At 51.7% G+C, this 16,475-nt stretch carries 16 protein-coding genes; 10 read left to right on the forward strand and 6 right to left on the reverse strand.

Features of this window, described 5'->3' with window-relative positions; all coding sequences use genetic code 11:
* The coding region (locus tag PKH29_05785) for a hypothetical protein (protein ID HNX14347.1) at positions 1-290 on the forward strand (290 nt) is incomplete at its 5' end.
* A 316-nt stretch (positions 291-606) separates the two neighbouring features.
* Here the strand turns inward: PKH29_05785 and PKH29_05790 are convergent.
* From PKH29_05790 to PKH29_05800, 3 genes are all read right to left on the reverse strand, one after another.
* Complete coding sequence (locus PKH29_05790; GenBank protein ID HNX14348.1) at positions 607-2,508, reverse strand: hypothetical protein; 1,902 nt, start codon at positions 2,506-2,508, stop codon at positions 607-609.
* 245 nt (positions 2,509-2,753) lie between these two features.
* Positions 2,754-3,584 (reverse strand): peptide chain release factor N(5)-glutamine methyltransferase, encoded by an 831-nt coding sequence (gene prmC / locus PKH29_05795; GenBank protein ID HNX14349.1) that lies wholly within the window; start codon positions 3,582-3,584, stop codon positions 2,754-2,756.
* Positions 3,581-4,603, reverse strand: a complete 1,023-nt coding sequence (locus tag PKH29_05800; protein HNX14350.1) for a DUF1385 domain-containing protein — start codon at positions 4,601-4,603, stop codon at positions 3,581-3,583. The genes prmC and PKH29_05800 overlap by 4 nt, the downstream gene beginning before the upstream one ends.
* Before the next feature lie 190 nt (positions 4,604-4,793).
* On the opposite strand from PKH29_05800, the gene PKH29_05805 reads away from it, so the two are divergent.
* The 6 genes from PKH29_05805 to thiI are packed head-to-tail and all read left to right on the forward strand — an operon-like array spanning position 4,794 to position 10,448.
* Positions 4,794-5,459, forward strand: a complete 666-nt coding sequence (locus PKH29_05805) for a thymidylate kinase (GenBank protein ID HNX14351.1) — start codon at positions 4,794-4,796, stop codon at positions 5,457-5,459.
* A 12-nt stretch (positions 5,460-5,471) separates the two neighbouring features.
* Positions 5,472-6,365: a phosphatidylglycerol lysyltransferase domain-containing protein gene (locus PKH29_05810; GenBank protein ID HNX14352.1), complete on the forward strand. Its 894-nt coding sequence runs from the start codon at positions 5,472-5,474 to the stop codon at positions 6,363-6,365.
* A complete protein-coding gene (locus PKH29_05815; GenBank protein HNX14353.1) occupies positions 6,362-6,907 on the forward strand; it encodes a DJ-1/PfpI family protein in 546 nt (181 codons plus the stop codon). The genes PKH29_05810 and PKH29_05815 overlap by 4 nt, the downstream gene beginning before the upstream one ends.
* 27 nt (positions 6,908-6,934) lie before the next feature.
* The gene (mltG, locus tag PKH29_05820; protein HNX14354.1) at positions 6,935-8,071 is read left to right on the forward strand and encodes an endolytic transglycosylase MltG; all 1,137 of its coding nucleotides are present in this window, start codon (positions 6,935-6,937) and stop codon (positions 8,069-8,071) included.
* Between the two features lie 25 nt (positions 8,072-8,096).
* Positions 8,097-9,218, forward strand: coding sequence for a cysteine desulfurase family protein (locus PKH29_05825; GenBank protein HNX14355.1), 1,122 nt, complete (start codon positions 8,097-8,099; stop codon positions 9,216-9,218).
* Between the two features lie 45 nt (positions 9,219-9,263).
* Entirely contained in the window at positions 9,264-10,448 is a 1,185-nt protein-coding gene (gene thiI, locus PKH29_05830; GenBank protein HNX14356.1) for a tRNA uracil 4-sulfurtransferase ThiI, read from the forward strand.
* Here thiI and PKH29_05835 read toward each other — a convergent pair.
* On the reverse strand, positions 10,438-10,854 hold the full coding sequence (locus tag PKH29_05835; GenBank protein HNX14357.1) for a hypothetical protein: 417 nt from the start codon (positions 10,852-10,854) through the stop codon (positions 10,438-10,440). The two genes, thiI and PKH29_05835, sit on opposite strands and share 11 nt — an antisense overlap.
* Here PKH29_05835 and PKH29_05840 point away from each other — a divergent pair.
* The 3 genes from PKH29_05840 to PKH29_05850 all read left to right on the forward strand — a co-directional run bounded on the left by PKH29_05840 (position 10,847) and on the right by PKH29_05850 (position 12,999).
* Positions 10,847-11,920, forward strand: coding sequence for a SpoIID/LytB domain-containing protein (locus PKH29_05840; GenBank protein HNX14358.1), 1,074 nt, complete (start codon positions 10,847-10,849; stop codon positions 11,918-11,920). The two genes, PKH29_05835 and PKH29_05840, sit on opposite strands and share 8 nt — an antisense overlap.
* 121 nt (positions 11,921-12,041) lie before the next feature.
* A complete protein-coding gene (locus tag PKH29_05845) occupies positions 12,042-12,575 on the forward strand; it encodes an RNA polymerase sigma factor (GenBank protein HNX14359.1) in 534 nt (177 codons plus the stop codon).
* Between the two features lie 31 nt (positions 12,576-12,606).
* Positions 12,607-12,999, forward strand: a complete 393-nt coding sequence (locus PKH29_05850) for a hypothetical protein (protein HNX14360.1) — start codon at positions 12,607-12,609, stop codon at positions 12,997-12,999.
* A 146-nt stretch (positions 13,000-13,145) separates the two neighbouring features.
* Here the strand turns inward: PKH29_05850 and PKH29_05855 are convergent, their stop codons facing one another.
* Positions 13,146-15,302 (reverse strand): pyruvate formate lyase family protein, encoded by a 2,157-nt coding sequence (locus PKH29_05855; GenBank protein ID HNX14361.1) that lies wholly within the window; start codon positions 15,300-15,302, stop codon positions 13,146-13,148.
* A gap of 38 nt (positions 15,303-15,340) precedes the next feature.
* Entirely contained in the window at positions 15,341-16,177 is an 837-nt protein-coding gene (locus PKH29_05860) for a glycyl-radical enzyme activating protein (GenBank protein ID HNX14362.1), read from the reverse strand.
* Positions 16,178-16,475: the final 298 nt, after the last annotated feature.

Here is a 16,475-nt window from a genome sequence, read left to right on the forward strand (position 1 = left end):
CCGTAGACGTCTTGGAGGACGTCGCTTTTGAAGACGCGGCTGTGGAAACAACCGATGACGCGGCTGTGGAAACAACCGACGACGCGGCTGTGGAAACAACCGACGACGCGGCTGTGGAAACAACCGACGACGCGACGGATTCAACCGACGGGACGGTGGATTCGACCGACGACGCGACAGACGATGCTGCCACTGACGAGGTCTCACTGCTCGTTGTCGTGCAGGCCGCAAACATGGTGATAACCATCATGAGCGCAAGCAGAACGACAAGTACCTTTTTGTTCATGTAAAAGTTCTCCTTTCGAAATCTCAGGCACAATGGCCTTGACTTCGCTATTATAACATAATTTAATAATTTATGAAAGGGTTTCCGAATTAATCTTATAAAAATCCTACATGCAAGAATATTTCCCCAACATTTATGAGCAAAAGGCGCATAAACCATCATTATCTTTGTCTATTCTGTACAAACGGAAGTGACGAAATTTGACGTTTTTATTGATATAGCCCTCCGTGATATGATTGCAGCAATAAAAATCAGAGAGCCCGGCAAAACGCCGGGCTCTCTTTGAAGACATTGGTAATCAGATGCGCCGTATCGGTTTATCAGGTGTAGGACTGATAATTGTTGACCCATCCCCAGGCCTGGTTGGCTTCCTTCAGGACTTTGTCGCCGCCGACGGCTGCCATGCTCTTCTTGTAAGTCGCGAAAAGCTTGTCAATCGTGATGCTGCTCTTCATAAATCCGTCAAAGAGGAAAGAGGTCTGATAGGAGGTAATCTCGCCGGAGTGCTTGACATAGGTCGGAGAATAGTTCTGAACGGCCTTGTAACCCTCGGGCAGGATGACGACGCGGCCCGCCGCAATCGCGGCCTGGGTCATCGCGGAGTTGTAAGCGATGGTGGCTCTTTGTCTTGCCAATGCTGCTGTTCTGCTTGTGCCTTCATTGAAGATAATGAATTTGGAAGCCGGATAGAGCTCGGTTTCAACGACGTTGCAGAGATTCGCGCTGCCATAGTAAACTTTCTTGGCCTCGTCGAAATACTTGCGGGTGTAGGTGCCGTCGGACTCTCTGATAATCGCTTTTCCGAGCAGGTTCTGATAGCTGTCAATCCATGCATCTTCAGAAGAATACAGAAGATCGACGAAGAAGTTGATGGTTTCAGCCGGCTGCGGAGTTCCGACCATCAGGCAATAGCCGCTTGCGCCTGCGGTGTTGGCCCAAAGCGCTTTGGTCTTTTTGCCGACCAGCTGGGTATCGACCCAGGTATCCTGGTTCATCTTGATCCATTCGCTGTAGCCGTCGCCGATCGCATCGGCATTGGCTGTTCCGAATTTATCCGTGAGCAGTTTATTGACCGTATACTGGCCCTGGTCGCGGAATCTCGCCTGATACAGGCAGAAGGAACCGACCTTGGCGGTCGCGAGCTGGTTGCGGATATCCGAGAAGCCGCTGTCAAAGGTGGATTTCGGAGTTAAGCCGTTTGCATAAAAGTAACGGATATACTCGATCGCCTGTCTGGCACCGTCTCTCAGAAGAGCGTCTTCAAAGCAGTTCGTGTCGGGGTTATAAGTGTAACCCATCGAGGAGTTCGGGTCGAACACCCAGGCATCGAATGCCGCAAAGATATTATAGGTAGAATAGAGGTCGCCGCCGAAGACAATCGGTATGACGCCGGTGACTCCCAGTTCCGAGCTTCTCTTGCCGAACGCGGTGATGATGTCTTTGAAGGTTCCGATGTCAAGGGTGTAGCCGACGTCCGCAAAACCCAGTTTCTTCAGCCAGTCATTGCGGATGCCCTGTGTCCACATGCCCATTTGCTGGCCCGGCAAACCCGCATTCCAGCCGTTCGGGACCGCCCAGATCTGGTTGCCGATCTTATAGACCTCACGGGCCGCTTTCGGCAGCATGTTCCAGGTTTTATTGTTCTTCAGGTATTCGTCCAGCGGATAAACAGCGTTTTCGTTGTACCATGCGAACATGTAAGACCAACCGTAGTTCTGGACAACACCGGTCAGTTCGCCCGCGGCCAGGCGGGCCGCATAAACGGTACCGACTTCGGTCTTGGTGATGCAGTCCTCACGGATCTTGACGCCGTATCTGGCGCTGAGGGTGTCGGCCCAGAGCTTCTTTTGCTCCAGGTTTTCCGTGGAATCGCCGAAATGCATTTCCTGGACGATTGTGATCGCCTGGGGCAGGTTCGGATAATCCGGGTTCGACCCGATCTTGGAGGATCCGGTCACTGTTGAGGTCTTGGAGGATGTCGCTTTCGACGATGCGGTTGAAGCAGCCGACGATGCGATTGACGCGGCTGACGAAGCGACGGATTCGACCGACGGGATGGTGGAATCGACCGACGAAACTGCAGATTGATTCGGTATGGACTCCACCGACGAACCCGCAGAAGACGACGGTTTTGAGGTCTCTGATGTCTTTCCGCTGCAGGCCGCAAACATGGTGAAGGCCATGACGAGCGCAAGCAGAATGACAAGTGCCTTTTTCTTCATGCGAAAAATCTCCTTTCACGACTGAGGCATTACGCCTCCGGATTGCCCGATTATAACATGTATAAACGAATGATGAAAGGAGATCGGTTTTTTTGCCATCCTAATCCTATATCGGAGTAATTTTGTGCATTTTGCGATTATAATGACGCAATAATCTCGATATTAATTGTGCATATTAGACAAATTAATCGTGATTACGCAGCTCCATATATGTACATGTCTTCCACGATGCGGCACTTCCGGTTTTATTTACCATTCCATGTTTTTACAGCCGTAATCACACGTATAATTCCCTGCGCATCTTTGCAGGAATCGGTATCAAACTCCGAAAAAATTTCCTCTGCCGCTTCAGCCTGCCCGATCCCAAGTTCCGCGCACAACGCTCCGCCGGCTTTCAGGCGCTCTTTGGCGAGAGAGGCAAGAACACGATAAAATTCCAGCCCGTCCGAACCGCCGTCAAGGGCGCATTTCGGTTCACGCTGTACCTCGCGTTGAAGCGAAGGAATATCTTCACTCGGAATATACGGCGGATTGCACAATATCAGATCGGGCTGCGGCAGATTCAATAATTTATTTTTACGCACATCCGCCCGAATGATCCGACAGTATTCATCTTCCGAGACATTTTCCCGGAGCATTTTCAAAGCCGCCGCATATTTTTCTGCAAAAAACACCTTTGCCTCGGGCAGCAATTTTCTCAGCCCCAAACCGACGCAGCCGCTCCCGGCGCACAAATCCCAGACGACTTTTGCCCTCGGAACGGCCTTTGCCCCGGCCCGGACAAGCAGTTCGGTTTCCGACCTCGGAATTAAAACGCCCCTGCCGACTTTTATCGTCAGGCCCATGAAGTCCTGCGTACCCAACAGATATTGCAACGGTTCTCCGGCGCTCCGTTTTTGGACCGCCTTTAAAAATTTAAAGGGATTTTTAACCTCAAAATCAACAGAAAGCTCTTCGGCGGAGCAGCAAAAAAACCGCTCGGCAAGCCAGCGCGCCTCGGCGGCGGCGTTCTCGACGCCGGCTGCTCTCAGCGTTTCTGCCGCCTCACGGCATAACTTTTTTGCGCTTTGCCTCATTTTGCTGATTCCGCAGGTTCGGGCCGATCGATTTCGGCTTTCACGGGCGGATCGACCGGAACGGTGATCTCGAGATTTAAAGTCGCCTGCAAAGAGGCAATGCCGACCTCGAGTATACCGTCGTCGTCCGGCTCCTTGGCTGTGATGCGCTGAAACCAAAGACCCGGGGCTGCGATGATACGGGTCAAAATATTGTCGTATTTTCCGCAGAGCTGTAAAAGCTCGAAGCCGATACCCATGATCACCGGCAGCAAAATCAGTTTTGCGCCGACCATGATCAGCCGGTCGAGCGCGGGAGAAGACGTGACGCCTTCAAATCGCACAAAGGTATAGATAATGATGCTGACGGCAAGCATTAAAAATAAAAAGCTCGTCCCGCAGCGGGGATGGAACCTCTTCTGCGCCCGCACATTCTCAACAGTCAGCGGAAGCCCTTTTTCGAAACAAAAAATCGTCTTGTGTTCCGCTCCGTGATACATGAATACATGCTTGACTTCTTTATTTAATGTACATAACAGCAGATAACTCACATAGATGACCAGTTTCAGTGCGCCCTCGGCAAGGCCTTTCCATCCGCCGAGAACGATGTGCTGATCAATGAGATTGACCAAAAACGTCGGAAGCCAGAACATCAAAAAAACCGCCGCGACGATGCCGAGCGCGCCGCCCAGCCAAATGGCCGCCGAAGTCAGCGTTTCGTCCCGTTTTTTCTGTTTCTCAGTCATCTTCCCGGTCTCTTCATCCTCGGGAAACGTCAGTTCGATTGAGCGATTCAAGGCTGAATAGCCGTCTTTCATCGATTCGATAAAGCCAACGATGCCGCGAATGACCGGTGCTCTCAGCCATTTGTGCTTATCCCGAACGCTGACGATCGGTGTTTTTTCGATAAAAAGTCCGCCGTTCGGAAGACGGACGACAAAAGCGCTCTGTTTGGTGGAATTGGCGCGCATCATAATGCCGCCCATCAGCGCCTGCCCGCCCACCGGGGCATAACAGACCTTTTTCTTCTCCTCTGACATGATTGATGTCCTTTCCGAACCGTAAAGCGGCGAAAATCACTCACGCCGGGCGGTCGCTTCTCAATTTTATCTGAATCTTACACGCTTGTCAATGGACAGGCAATGTGGTAATATAAGAAGCGGGTTGGAGTATGCACATGCCAATACGGCGTGTGCAAGTGCACCGATACGACGATCGGGAGGCCGAACGATGCCAAAGAGGGCGAGATTGATCGCATTTGAGGGCTGCGACGGAACAGGTAAAACTACGCAGGCGGCCCTGCTCACCAAGCGGTTGAAAGCAGAGGGATTCCGGGTTAAAATGCTCAAGTTTCCCAATTATGACAGCCCGTCCAGCGGCCCCGCAAAGATGTATCTGGACGGCGAACTCGCCAAAGACCCGAATGCAATCAGCCCGTATGCGGCTTCAATGTTGTATGCGGTCGATCGGTTCTGCTCATATCGCAGCGATTGGAAGAAGGATTATGAAGACGGCGTTTTACTGGTCAGTGACCGCTATACGACTTCGAACATGATCTTTCAGGGCGCGAAGCTGCATGACCCCGAGCGAAAAGCGTATCTTGCGTGGCTTAAAGACGCAGAATACGGAAAGCTTGGCTTACCCATACCCGATTTGGTGTTTTATCTTGACTTGCCGGTCGAAGTCAGTGAAAAGCTGGTCAGACAGCGCTCGGACAAAACGGGGCAGGGTGAGGACATCCACGAAATCGATTTAGATTACCAGCAAGCCGTGCATGATGCCGGACTCGAAATCGCACAAAACGAGGGCTGGACGGTCATCAACTGCGCTAAAAACGGACTGTTGATGCCGCCCGACGAACTGAGTGACATCATCCGGTCAAAGATTAAAAATTAGGAAGTTACTTATATGCAATTTGAGGAGGTCACCCTCTCACACCGTCCCGCTATCAACTCCATTGTCGCCGAGAGCGGAGAGCTCGGCTGCGAATACTGTTTCGGAAACTTTTTCATGTGGGCATGGCTCAATGACACCCGAATTAAAATCGGCAACAACTTTTTTGTCACCAAAGAATATATACCTTATAAGCGCTATCTTTGTCCTACCGGCAATCTCGAAGACGCCGAACTGCGGGATTTGATTTCGGCCTTGATTGACGATGCCAAACAAAACAATCACCCGTTTGCGATACACCGTGTGCGCAAGCAGTGCGTAGGTCGTATCCACGAGATGTACGGTGACCGGTTCGTCTTCACGCCGGATCGTGACGAGTTCGATTATATCTACAACCGTGAGGACTTGGCCAATCTGTCGGGCAAAAAGTACCATTCCAAGCGCAATTTCATCACCCGGTTCGAAACCGAAAATCCTGATTGGTCCTACGAGGACATCACGCGAAAAAACATTCCCGACTGCATGGAAATTTACCGCAAGTGGCTGTTGTTCCAAGTCGAAAATCCCGGCGCGGAAGTCGAATTAAAAGCACTGTCCCTCGGTTTCGACCACTACGAAGAACTCGGCTTCAAAGGCGGATTACTGCGCGTAAAAGGCGTTCCCGCCGCTTTTACTTTCGGCGAGCCGATCACAGAAAAATGCTTTGTGACCCACGCCGAAAAAGCCCTGCGCGAATACATCGGCGCTTACGCGATGATAAACCGCGAGTTCGCCAAAAACACCCTATCCGAATACGAACTCATCAACCGCGAGGAGGACATGGGCATCGAAGGCCTTCGAACCGCAAAACTGTCCTACCATCCGGTGATGCTTTATGAAAAATATATCATGACCGAGAGGAGCGAATGAACATGGTATATATCTTTATGGCCGACGGCTTCGAAGAACTCGAACTGATTGCTCCGGCGGATATGCTGCGGCGCGCAGGCGCGCAAGTCGCTCTGGTCGGCATCGGTAAAATGCAGATTACCTCTTCGCACGGTTTTAAAATCAACGCTGATCTAGCCGAGGATCTGGTAGATATGGCGAAAGCCGAGATGTTGGTTTTGCCCGGCGGCAGCGTCGGCACCAAAAACCTGATTGCAAACAATACCGTTAAAATCGCGGTCGAGACGGCAATTCAGAATAACATCTGGATCGGGGCGATCTGCGCAGCCCCGAGTTTACTGCAGCAGCGCGGATATCTGGACGGCAAAAACTTCACCTGTTATCCCGACTGCCAAAACGATTCGCTCGGCGGCCATTATACCGGAAATCCCGTTGAAATCTCGGGAAAGATCATCACCGCAAAGGGCGCGGGCGCAGCGCTTATGTTCGGCAAAGCGCTGACAGCGGCGCTCTGCGGCGTAGCGGCCGCCGAAAAGCTCTGCGCCGCCATGATGGTGCAGTGACACGCTTTTAATCATTCGGAGGGACTCATGAAACAGACACGCGAATTAAATTCTGCGGAAAAAGGAACTTACAAAGAACGGTGGCAGCGTTTCCGCCGCACCGCGATGGGCGATCTGACGGTTGCCCTGTTTTGGGTTGCCGGCGGCATTATCCTGGGCGCCTCGATGGTCGGATCCTTTTCAGACGTGTTGGGAATTATGAAAAACAGCACCCAGCGTGAGGTTCAGGTCAAAGCCGGCTGGTCAACGCTGGACATGGCTTTTGCGATGAAAAAGGCCGGCGTAATCAATCACCCGTGGGTGTTTGCGGTTTATACAATGCTCAACGACACGGACGGCACCTTTAAATCCGGCACCTATCTGCTTGACGGCGGCATGACCTACGATAAAATCATCAGTACCATCCAGCGCAAGCAGAGCAGCCAAACTGTCCGTCTCACCTTTACTGAAGGTATGAATGCCGCCGAGATCGGCGCTATGCTCGAGGAAAACAAGGTCTGTCTTAAGAGCGAATTCTTAAAAGCCGTCAACACCGGCGCTTATAATTATGATTTTATCCCCGCCGGCGGTGCCCAGAGCGGCAGATTCTACCGCCTTGAAGGATATCTGTTCCCCGATACCTATGATTTCTTTATCAACGAAAGCGTCGACTCGGTCATAAAAAAATTCCTGAATAACTTTAATTCAAAATTCACTGTAAAATTGCGCGAACGCGCGGCCGAGATGGGTATGACCCTCGATCAGGCGGTCACGCTGGCTTCGATCATCGAAAAAGAAGCCCCGGACGTGTTCGAGATGGCAAACGTCTCGGCGGTATTTCATAACCGTCTGCTCAAACCGCAGGCCTACCCGAAACTTCAGTCGAACGTGACGAGTTATTATGTCAAAAACGTCATCGACAAGGCACTGACTTTTACCGATCCGAGTTATACGCAGGTCTATGATACCTATGTCTGCAGCGGGCTTCCGGTCGGGCCGATCTGCAATCCGGGCGGCGCGGCGCTGACGGCCGCACTTTACCCGTCCGCAACCGATTATTATTATTTTGTCACCGACGCCGATGGAAATTTCTATTACGCAATGACCCTCTCCCAACACAATGCCAACATCAGCAAAGCAAGCAGAGTCGGCGCGAACATCGGCGGAACTTATACACACGACTGAGCAAAGTGTAAAAAAGGAAAATTCCATGCAAAAAATCTACCTCGACAACGCCTCGACGACACCTGTTTGTGCCGCGGCGCTTGAAAAATTCAATGAACTCTCCCGCGAAAATTGGGGAAACGCCTCAGCTTTGCACGAATACGGCCGCCGCACCGCACAAATTCTCACGGAATCCAGACGTATTTTTCTTGATCTCTTAGGTGACGGGGAATTGATTTTCACAAGCGGCGGTACCGAGAGCAACAATCTTGCGCTGTTCGGCGTCTGCGACAAGCACCGAAGCGGCAGAATCATCATCACGGCTGACGAGCACTCTTCTATGGCGAATCCCGCAAAACAGCTGCAGAGCAAGGGCTTCGAAGTGGTCTTCGTTCCATACGGCGGCGGGGAAGAGGCCTTTTTAAAAAGTTTTTCGGCGGCATTGACGCCCGATACGATCTTCTGCGGCGTCATGGCTGTCAATAATGAAACAGGTTTGATTTTTCCGGTCAAAAAAGCCGCCGCTCTCGCGCACAAAATCGCCCCGGACACTGTCTTTCACACCGATGCGGTGCAGGCGTTCTGCAAAATCCCGTTCAGCCCGAAAGCCCTCGGTGCCGATATCTGCTCGGTCAGCGGACATAAAATCGGCGCGTTTCAGGGCGTCGGTGCGCTTTGGATCAGGAAAGGCGTGAAACTCACCCCGCGTTTTTACGGCGGACATCAACAAAACGAATTGCGTCCCGGTACCGAGCCGATTGCTTTAATCGGGGCTTTCGCCGAGACAGCGAAACAGATGGCCGGAACTCTGCCCGAGCGTACCGAAAAAGCCAAGTCCTTTTTCGAGACGCTGCGCAGCCGGCTGTTCGGTACCGAAGTCCTGTTCAACGGCGCGTTCGGCTCGCCGTTCATCGGAAGCATCTCTCTTCCAAAAGTCCCATCAGAAGTTTTAATGCGGTTTTTGGAGGAGAAAGGAATTCTCGTCTCGGCAGGCGCGGCCTGTTCGGGCGGCAAAGTCAGTCCCGCCGCAGCCGACCTGATCGGCGAAAACGCCAAATACACCCTGCGCGTCAGTTTGGGCCTGCAGAACACCCCCGACGACGCCGCCGCTCTCGCGGCAGTCCTGATTTTAGCTCAGGAACGTTTTTCAAGGCAAATAAGAACTTAAATATCAGGCGGAAATCCCGCTGTTTTCATCGAATAAGGAGAAAAAATGCAGGAAGTATTATTATTAAAATTGGGTGAGACCATTTTAAAAGGCCTCAACCGCAATACCTTTGAGGACATGCTGCTGCGCAATCTGCGCCGTCGGCTGAAACGTGTCGGAACCTATAACGTCTCGTTTGCCCAGTCCACCTTCTATATTAACGCACTCAAAAACAAAGAGGGCGAACTCTCCGATATCGCCAAAGCCGAAGAGATCGCCGACCGGCTGTTCGGCGTCGTCACCGTGGCGAGAGCTGCCGTGGTCGAAAAAGATTATGAAAAGATCGCTGAGACGGCGGCAGAATATTGTGCCGGCGAGCTCTCCCGCGCCAAGACCTTCAAGGTCGCAGCCAAGCGCTCGGACAAGCGTTTTCCGATGAATTCCATGCAGATCTGCGCCGAACTCGGCGGTTATCTGCTCGATAAATTTTCGAATCTCAAAGTCGATATTCACAATCCCGAATTCATTGTCACTGTTGAAATCCGCGACTTTGCCGCCTATGTCCACTGCGGCAGCCATAAAGGGGCAGGGGGCCTGCCGACCGGGAGTTCCGGTAAAGGAATGATTTTGATCTCCGGCGGCTTGGACAGCCCCGTCGCCGCATGGATGATGGCGCGGCGCGGCCAGATTCTCGAAGCCATCCATTTCGAGAGCCCGCCCTATACCGGACCGCAGGCCGAACAGAAGGTCGTTGATTTGCTGCGCAAGGTCTCGCGGTATTCCGGCCGCATCAATCTGCATATCGTCAGTTTCACCGAGATCCAGGAAGCCATCGCGGATAAATGTCCCGAGCCGCTTTTCACGATCATCATGCGTCGCTTTATGATGCGAATCGCCCAGCAGCTGGCGATTGACACCGGATGCGAATGCCTCATCACCGGCGAAAGTCTGGGGCAGGTCGCAAGCCAAACCATCGGCGCGCTCGCCTGTACCGATGCAGTCTGCGAAATCCCGGTTTTCCGGCCTCTGATCGGCACCGATAAAGAGGAGATTATTCAGAACGCCCGAAAATTAGACACTTACGATATTTCCATTCTGCCCTACGAGGACTGCTGCACCGTTTTCACGCCAAAGCACCCAAAGACCAGACCTCATTTGGAGGAAATCGAGGCGGCGGAAGCGGCACTCGATATCGGGCGCTTAATTGAAAGTGCGTTTACGACGCTTAAGAAAGTCAATATCAATCCGTAAATAATTTGCCGACTGAACATTTGGGAGGTACATAGATTATGAGGGCGGGCTTAAAAATCATTTTAATCGTATTGGGCGCCGTGCTGATCACAGGCGGCTCGATCGCCCTTACCTCGCTGACCGGCAGCGGACAGCCCGTTTTCGCCCCGACCGGCATAAGCAGCGAATCGGAAAGCGAATCGGGATCCCGTCTTATTATCGCCCCCGCCTCGGAATTATCTTTGCCGAGTTCGGCCGTTTCGAGTTCAATTCCTTCATCGGCTCCCGAAAGTTCCAAAGCAAGCAGCAAAACCTCTTCCAAAAAATCCAGCAGCAAAGCCTCGGCATCTTCTTCAAAAGCCAGCGGGGTAACCACGTCGATCAGTTCGGTTCCGAGTGCCCCGTCGACCGTCAGCACTATGACCAAGGAAGAACGCTGGGCGTCTAAAATGGCGATTTTAAACGACTGGGATCAGTTCCAGAAGATGCTTGCCGACCCCGACAACGATTTCTGGGACGACGATGAATTCTGGGAGAGTGGTGAACAGGCCTATACGATACCCGAACCGCCATCCTCCCGAACCTCTTCCGTAACATCGGTCCCATCCTATTCCGACAGCGAGCGCCTCAAGGTCATGCAGACCGATAAAGTGACAACGCGAAACGGCAGCACGCTGACCACGGATACATATTACAACACCGTATTGCGCATCATCGGGGTCGAATTGTCCCCGTCCTATTCCGACGAGTGCATCAAAGCTCAGATGGTCGCTTCCTACACTTTCCTGCGCTATCATGCGGGTTACACGACCGTCCCTCCGACGGCGGCTTTGAAAGATCTGTCGGACATGAAGGCCTATTGGAAGGACGCGGGTATGCAGCGGCTCTATAAACTGCTCGAGGAAGTCGGCGGTTACATGCTGTTCATCGACAATCACCCGATCCTGTCGACCTACGGTGCAATCAACAACGGCATGACAAACAATATCGTGGACGTCTGGGGCGGAAGCGGCAAGGACGGCTACGGCACGCCCTATACCTATTTGGCAGGCGGTATCGACTGCAGTAAATGGGATGCCAAGGCCAAAGGATACGCCTCGGAAATCATGCTGTCCTCTTCGGTCGTCAAACAACAGCTCGAGGATTATTTCGGCTTTACGCTCGGCAGCGATCCCTCAAAATGGCTGGTCGTCACTAAGACCAATAGTTTCGGTTATGTAATGACCGTCTCGGTGGACGGCAAAGCAGCCATCACCGGGAAAGATCTGCGGGGCTTTGTCTTCACAAGCGCCCGCGTGGGGGTAAAGAATTCACTTCGCTCGACCTCGTTCACCGTTGAATACGATGCGCCGGCTGATATGTTTTATTTTAAAGTCAAAGGCTACGGTCACGGCGTCGGTATGAGTCAGGAGGGTGCACAGCAAATGGCTCTCGCCGGTTACAAGTGGCAGGACATCGTCAAGTTCTACTTCCCCGGAGTTACAATCGTATAAATTTTCGCAATGTTGGGGCGAACGCAGTTCGTCCCAACATTTTTTTATTTTCTTGCAATAAATTTTCATCTCTATCGTTATAACATCGTAGGGCTTTTCGGGACCTCAAAGGATGGTGAGCATGAATACCGATCAGAAAAACAAGCTCTTCGAGTTCTTCGCCGCGGAGGGCCGGAACCTGAAACGGTATGTAACCGGAAAATTACATAACTTCAGCGAGGCGGATGCCGAGGATATCATCGGCGATGTGATGCTGAAGCTGTTTACCCGTTCACAGCCGTCCGGTCCGCTCGATAATCCCGCCGGCTATGTCTATCGCGCCCTGAACAACAAGATTATCGACTACCGGCGGGCACAAAGCCGAACCGTATCGCTCGAAAGCTGTCTGGACGAGGACGGGGAACTCAATTTAATGACGCTTCTGTCTGACGGAACTCCCGGCCCAGAAAAAGAAGCCGAACGCAGGGACTTTATGCGGCGGTTTGGAGAAGCCATCGGCGGTCTCGACCCGAAGCAGCGCGCAGTGTTTATCGCGACCGAAATGGACGGCAAATCGTTCAAAGAACTATCCGAGCGCTGGAACGAACCGATCGGGACCCTGTTGTCCCGTAAGTCCAGGGCGGTAAAAACCCTCAAAAAAATCTTAACCGATTAAATAATGAACACATTAAAAAGGAGAATTTGATATGATCTGTTCAAAATCTAAATGGAAAAACATGCCCAAGCCTCTTCGGATTATCATTTGGACAGTTTTAGGAATTATCGGAGTCGTGGGGATGGGAATCCTCTTCGGCTTGGGCATTATGTGGCTTTGGAATTGGCTGATGCCGGCTATCTTCGGCCTCGGCGAGATCACCTACTGGCAGGCAATCGGCATTTTTGTTCTTGCGAAGCTGATTTTCGGATTCGGTTCCCACAGCGAAAAAGACAATTCCAAGCCCAAAAACGGCAAAAACAAGCACTGCGACGAGAGCGGATCCGATTGGACGGAGTATGAATCGTGGTGGGAAACCGAAGGCAAAAAGTCCTTTGAAAAGTATAAAGAACAAAAAACCGAAACTACAGAAAGTGAACAGTGAGCTTTAGTGAAGTCCCTTAAAAATCTAACAGCGGAATAAGCGGTAAGTTCAGATCGGATAAAGTAAAAAGTGACATTCCCGGCCTAAACAGCCAAAGGGAATGTCACTTTAAATTTCAAAATTTACATTCACACTATTAATTTTGATTAAATTGAATCCAGAATCCGGTCGACGACCAGCTGCCGGAATTCCGGCGAAAGCATCATGAAATAGGCGGTGAATCCGGTCACACGCACCACCAGATCGGGGTATTTATCGGGGTTTTTGTGCGCGTCTAAAATCTTGTCTTTTTTAATGATATTCACGTTGATCAGCGTCCCGCCCTGGTCGACATGCCCGGCAAGCAGTGCCATGACCTTTTCGATTCCTCCCTCCTCGGCTCTCAGACCGGGGTCGAGTTCGAGCTGCCAGGGCGCGGTGTTGCCGTAACCCGGTTGAATCGCAGCGATGCCGTTTGCGACGGCGGTTGCGGCGCCGTCGCGGCGGAAGTTGTTGTTGGGATTCGCGCCGTGCGTGATAGCGGCATGAGCTTTTCTTCCGTCGGGAGTCGCGCCGACCGCCGCGCCGAATTCCATAGTGTTAGCCCAGGAAAACCACCCGGGAATCAAAATACGGTCTTCGGGCATCGGGTAGTTGTGCACCGCTTCCGAAAAGGTCCGGCTGATCTTTTGCGCCCATTTGTCGCCGCGGCTGTTGCCCTGACAATACCGGTCGGACGATTTCAACATCAGTTGAATCCGGTCATACGGCGCGCCTTCGAAGTCATGCTCCAGCGCCTCGACCACCTGACCCCAGGTCAATACTTTTTCATCTTCTATGCGCTGCTGCAAGGCGGCGAACGAATCGGCGACCGTACCGAGCGCCGCGCCGTCGACGCACAGGTTGAAATATTCGGCGCATTCCGTGATATCCAGCCCCTGTTCGAGAGTGTTGTGCATCATCAGATCGAGCACCAGTTCGGGCATATATTTGTGCATATGTTCGAGGTGAAAATTGATGCCCTGCGCGGTCGTGTCGATGGCAATATTCAGGTGGTATACAAAACGCTCCCACAGCTTTTCCGTCGAGGGGTCGGGCTCTTTTGAAATCTCATTAAATGCCACTTCAAAGACCTTTGCCGCGTTGATTTTAATCGTATCGTTAAGGGTATATTCGGTTCCGGGCATCGCGTTCCAGTGACAGCCGACCGCGACCCGGTCGCAGGCCATCTGCGGGGTCATTTTGCGGTTTTTCGCAAACCCCATCAGCCCTTTGTCGCCCGAAAACCGGGGCCACCCGTTACCGTCCTCAAACAGATATTCCACGCCCCTGCGGAACAGCTTGGGATTGATACCGTCGTAAAGCCGGATCGTGATATTAGCTGAGGTGTTCAGCCAGTGCCCGGCTTCGAGCATCAAAAATGAGAGCTCGTTGGTCTGGTCTTTTCCGTCGGCATCGTGCCCGCCGATCTGGTAATAATGCGGATTGAGCAGCATCAGATTAGCCAGGATGAAAGTCGCCTTGTCATCATCGAGAATTCCGGCGGCTTTGTCGCGCAGATAAAACGGATAGAGGAACCGGTCGATCTGCATGCCCGCGCCTTCGCTGTTGTAAGTCCATCCCGCATTCTGGAACCACCCCATCCACTGGCACATCTCCAAAAAAGTATAGGGCTCACGCTGCATCAAATTCACGTTGCAGTCATACATCTCTTGCAGCGTTTTGAGCAGGTCGGGGTCGGTCTCGGTATCGATCAACTTTTGAATCACAGGCAGATGACGCCCGATATAGCGGATAATCGCCTTGACCACGCGTATCTCGGCGTCATAAAATTCGTAATGTGACGCATCATTCAGCGCCCGATAATGTTCAAGCTTTTTCAGCAGCCCCGGAAATCCCAATTCGGCTCCGATGGTGTAATCAGGCGCGAAATGCTGGTTCGCGCCGATGCCGCTGATGATGTTATATTTTTCTTGATTCTCTTTCAAATGGTCGAAAGAGGCGATGAATTCGGGCCAATATCTGATATATTTGACGCCGGCCAAATCCTGCAGTATATAGGTGTGCCGTCCGGCTAAAATTTCGACCGGATCGACATAAGTAGGACACTCATCGAGTAATTTGGCTAAATTGACCGAAAACTCCTCGGCTCCGCAAAAAGCGCGGTCTTCCCCGGCCAGAACCGGCTCGAAATGAAACCCCTCCGGCAGCGGAATGCCGCCGTTGTCGTCGACGTCTTTATACCCTCTTTGCACGATTTTTTCGAGCGTATGTTTAATTTTTGTCTCGTGCAGCTGCGCAGCTCTCTCCCGATATGTTGCCATTATTTTTTACGCCTCCGAATTTTCAATTCAGATTTATTTTATTCCGCGATTTTGATGTTGGCAAAGCGGAAAGGAATCTTATATTTTTGAACCATCGGCCCCAACATCGCCTTGATCGCGGCTTTGTCGGGAACTTTGAATTCTTTTATAAACTCGATGTTTTCTACTTGCTTGCTCAGCCCGAGCGGGTGATAGGGAAGGACTTCGTAATAATCCAGATTCTTTAATCCGGCTGCAAATTTCACGATATGTTCGAGTTCCTCCGCCGCGTCGTTGACACCCGGAATCACCGGCGTTCGTAAAACAATTTTTGCCCCTGCCCGGTCGAGCTTGATTAAGTTTTCTTTTACGCTCTCATTGGAAACCCCGATATACTTGATATGTAGTTCCTCGTCATAGGCCTTTAAATCGATCATCCAGACATCGACAAGCGGCAGCGCAGGTTCCATCACTTCAAACGGCAGCGAAGCGTTTGTCTCGATACCGCAGCGAATGCCGTGCTCTTTGGCGGATTTGAGCAGCTCCATTAAAAACTGCGGCTGCATAAACGGCTCTCCGCCCGAGAAGGTCACTCCCCCGGTATTGCCATAATAGGGCTGATCGGCTGCGATTTCCTCGATCACTTCCCCGACGGTCATCTCTTTGCCGCATAAAATCCTCGCGCCGGAATAGCACCCCTCGGCGCAGTGTCCGCAGTGCAGACAGAGTTTTGGATTGAACACATATTCGGGATAAGTATGGATGGCCTCGGGGTTGTGGCACCACGCACAGCGCATGTTGCAGCCCTTTAAAAAAACGGTTGTCCGAATCCCCGGCCCGTCATGCACCGACGTCCGCTGGATGTTCGAAATCAGACCGCTGAGCTGACCCTCCATGTTGCTGAACCCTTTGCCTTTCCGATGATTATTCATTCACTCATACTCTATGCAGGCAGAGATCATGATCATATGATTTCCGCCCTATAAAACGGAGAAATGGACGGCGTCCTTAGTTTAGCACAACCCCGATTTCTTCGCAAGAAGTATTAAAAACGCACTTTGCGCAACATTTTGCAAGGGGAATATACTTGAATCCTGAAAGAGGAAAGCTCCTCTGTCGGCTCCGAAAGATTAAAGCCGTAATCGATTAATTCCTCTCGTTCTGCATTCTAAATTCTGAATTTATCTCTATGTC

The organism is Oscillospiraceae bacterium (genome assembly GCA_035353335.1).
GTDB lineage: Bacteria > Bacillota > Clostridia > Oscillospirales > JAKOTC01 > DAOPZJ01.

Coding starts and splice junctions, on each gene's coding strand:
- PKH29_05860 (HNX14362.1), bottom strand. CDS start 16,177: ATGGAGGGTCAGCTCAGCGGTCTGATTTCGAACATCCAGCGGACGTCG.
- PKH29_05840 (HNX14358.1), top strand. CDS start 10,847: ATGACCAAGGAAGAACGCTGGGCGTCTAAAATGGCGATTTTAAACGAC.
- PKH29_05800 (HNX14350.1), bottom strand. CDS start 4,603: ATGTCAGAGGAGAAGAAAAAGGTCTGTTATGCCCCGGTGGGCGGGCAG.
- PKH29_05845 (HNX14359.1), top strand. CDS start 12,042: ATGAATACCGATCAGAAAAACAAGCTCTTCGAGTTCTTCGCCGCGGAG.
- PKH29_05810 (HNX14352.1), top strand. CDS start 5,472: ATGCAATTTGAGGAGGTCACCCTCTCACACCGTCCCGCTATCAACTCC.
- PKH29_05855 (HNX14361.1), bottom strand. CDS start 15,302: ATGGCAACATATCGGGAGAGAGCTGCGCAGCTGCACGAGACAAAAATT.
- PKH29_05850 (HNX14360.1), top strand. CDS start 12,607: ATGATCTGTTCAAAATCTAAATGGAAAAACATGCCCAAGCCTCTTCGG.
- prmC (HNX14349.1), bottom strand. CDS start 3,584: ATGAGGCAAAGCGCAAAAAAGTTATGCCGTGAGGCGGCAGAAACGCTG.
- PKH29_05805 (HNX14351.1), top strand. CDS start 4,794: ATGCCAAAGAGGGCGAGATTGATCGCATTTGAGGGCTGCGACGGAACA.
- PKH29_05790 (HNX14348.1), bottom strand. CDS start 2,508: ATGAAGAAAAAGGCACTTGTCATTCTGCTTGCGCTCGTCATGGCCTTC.
- PKH29_05815 (HNX14353.1), top strand. CDS start 6,362: ATGAACATGGTATATATCTTTATGGCCGACGGCTTCGAAGAACTCGAA.
- thiI (HNX14356.1), top strand. CDS start 9,264: ATGCAGGAAGTATTATTATTAAAATTGGGTGAGACCATTTTAAAAGGC.
- PKH29_05825 (HNX14355.1), top strand. CDS start 8,097: ATGCAAAAAATCTACCTCGACAACGCCTCGACGACACCTGTTTGTGCC.
- mltG (HNX14354.1), top strand. CDS start 6,935: ATGAAACAGACACGCGAATTAAATTCTGCGGAAAAAGGAACTTACAAA.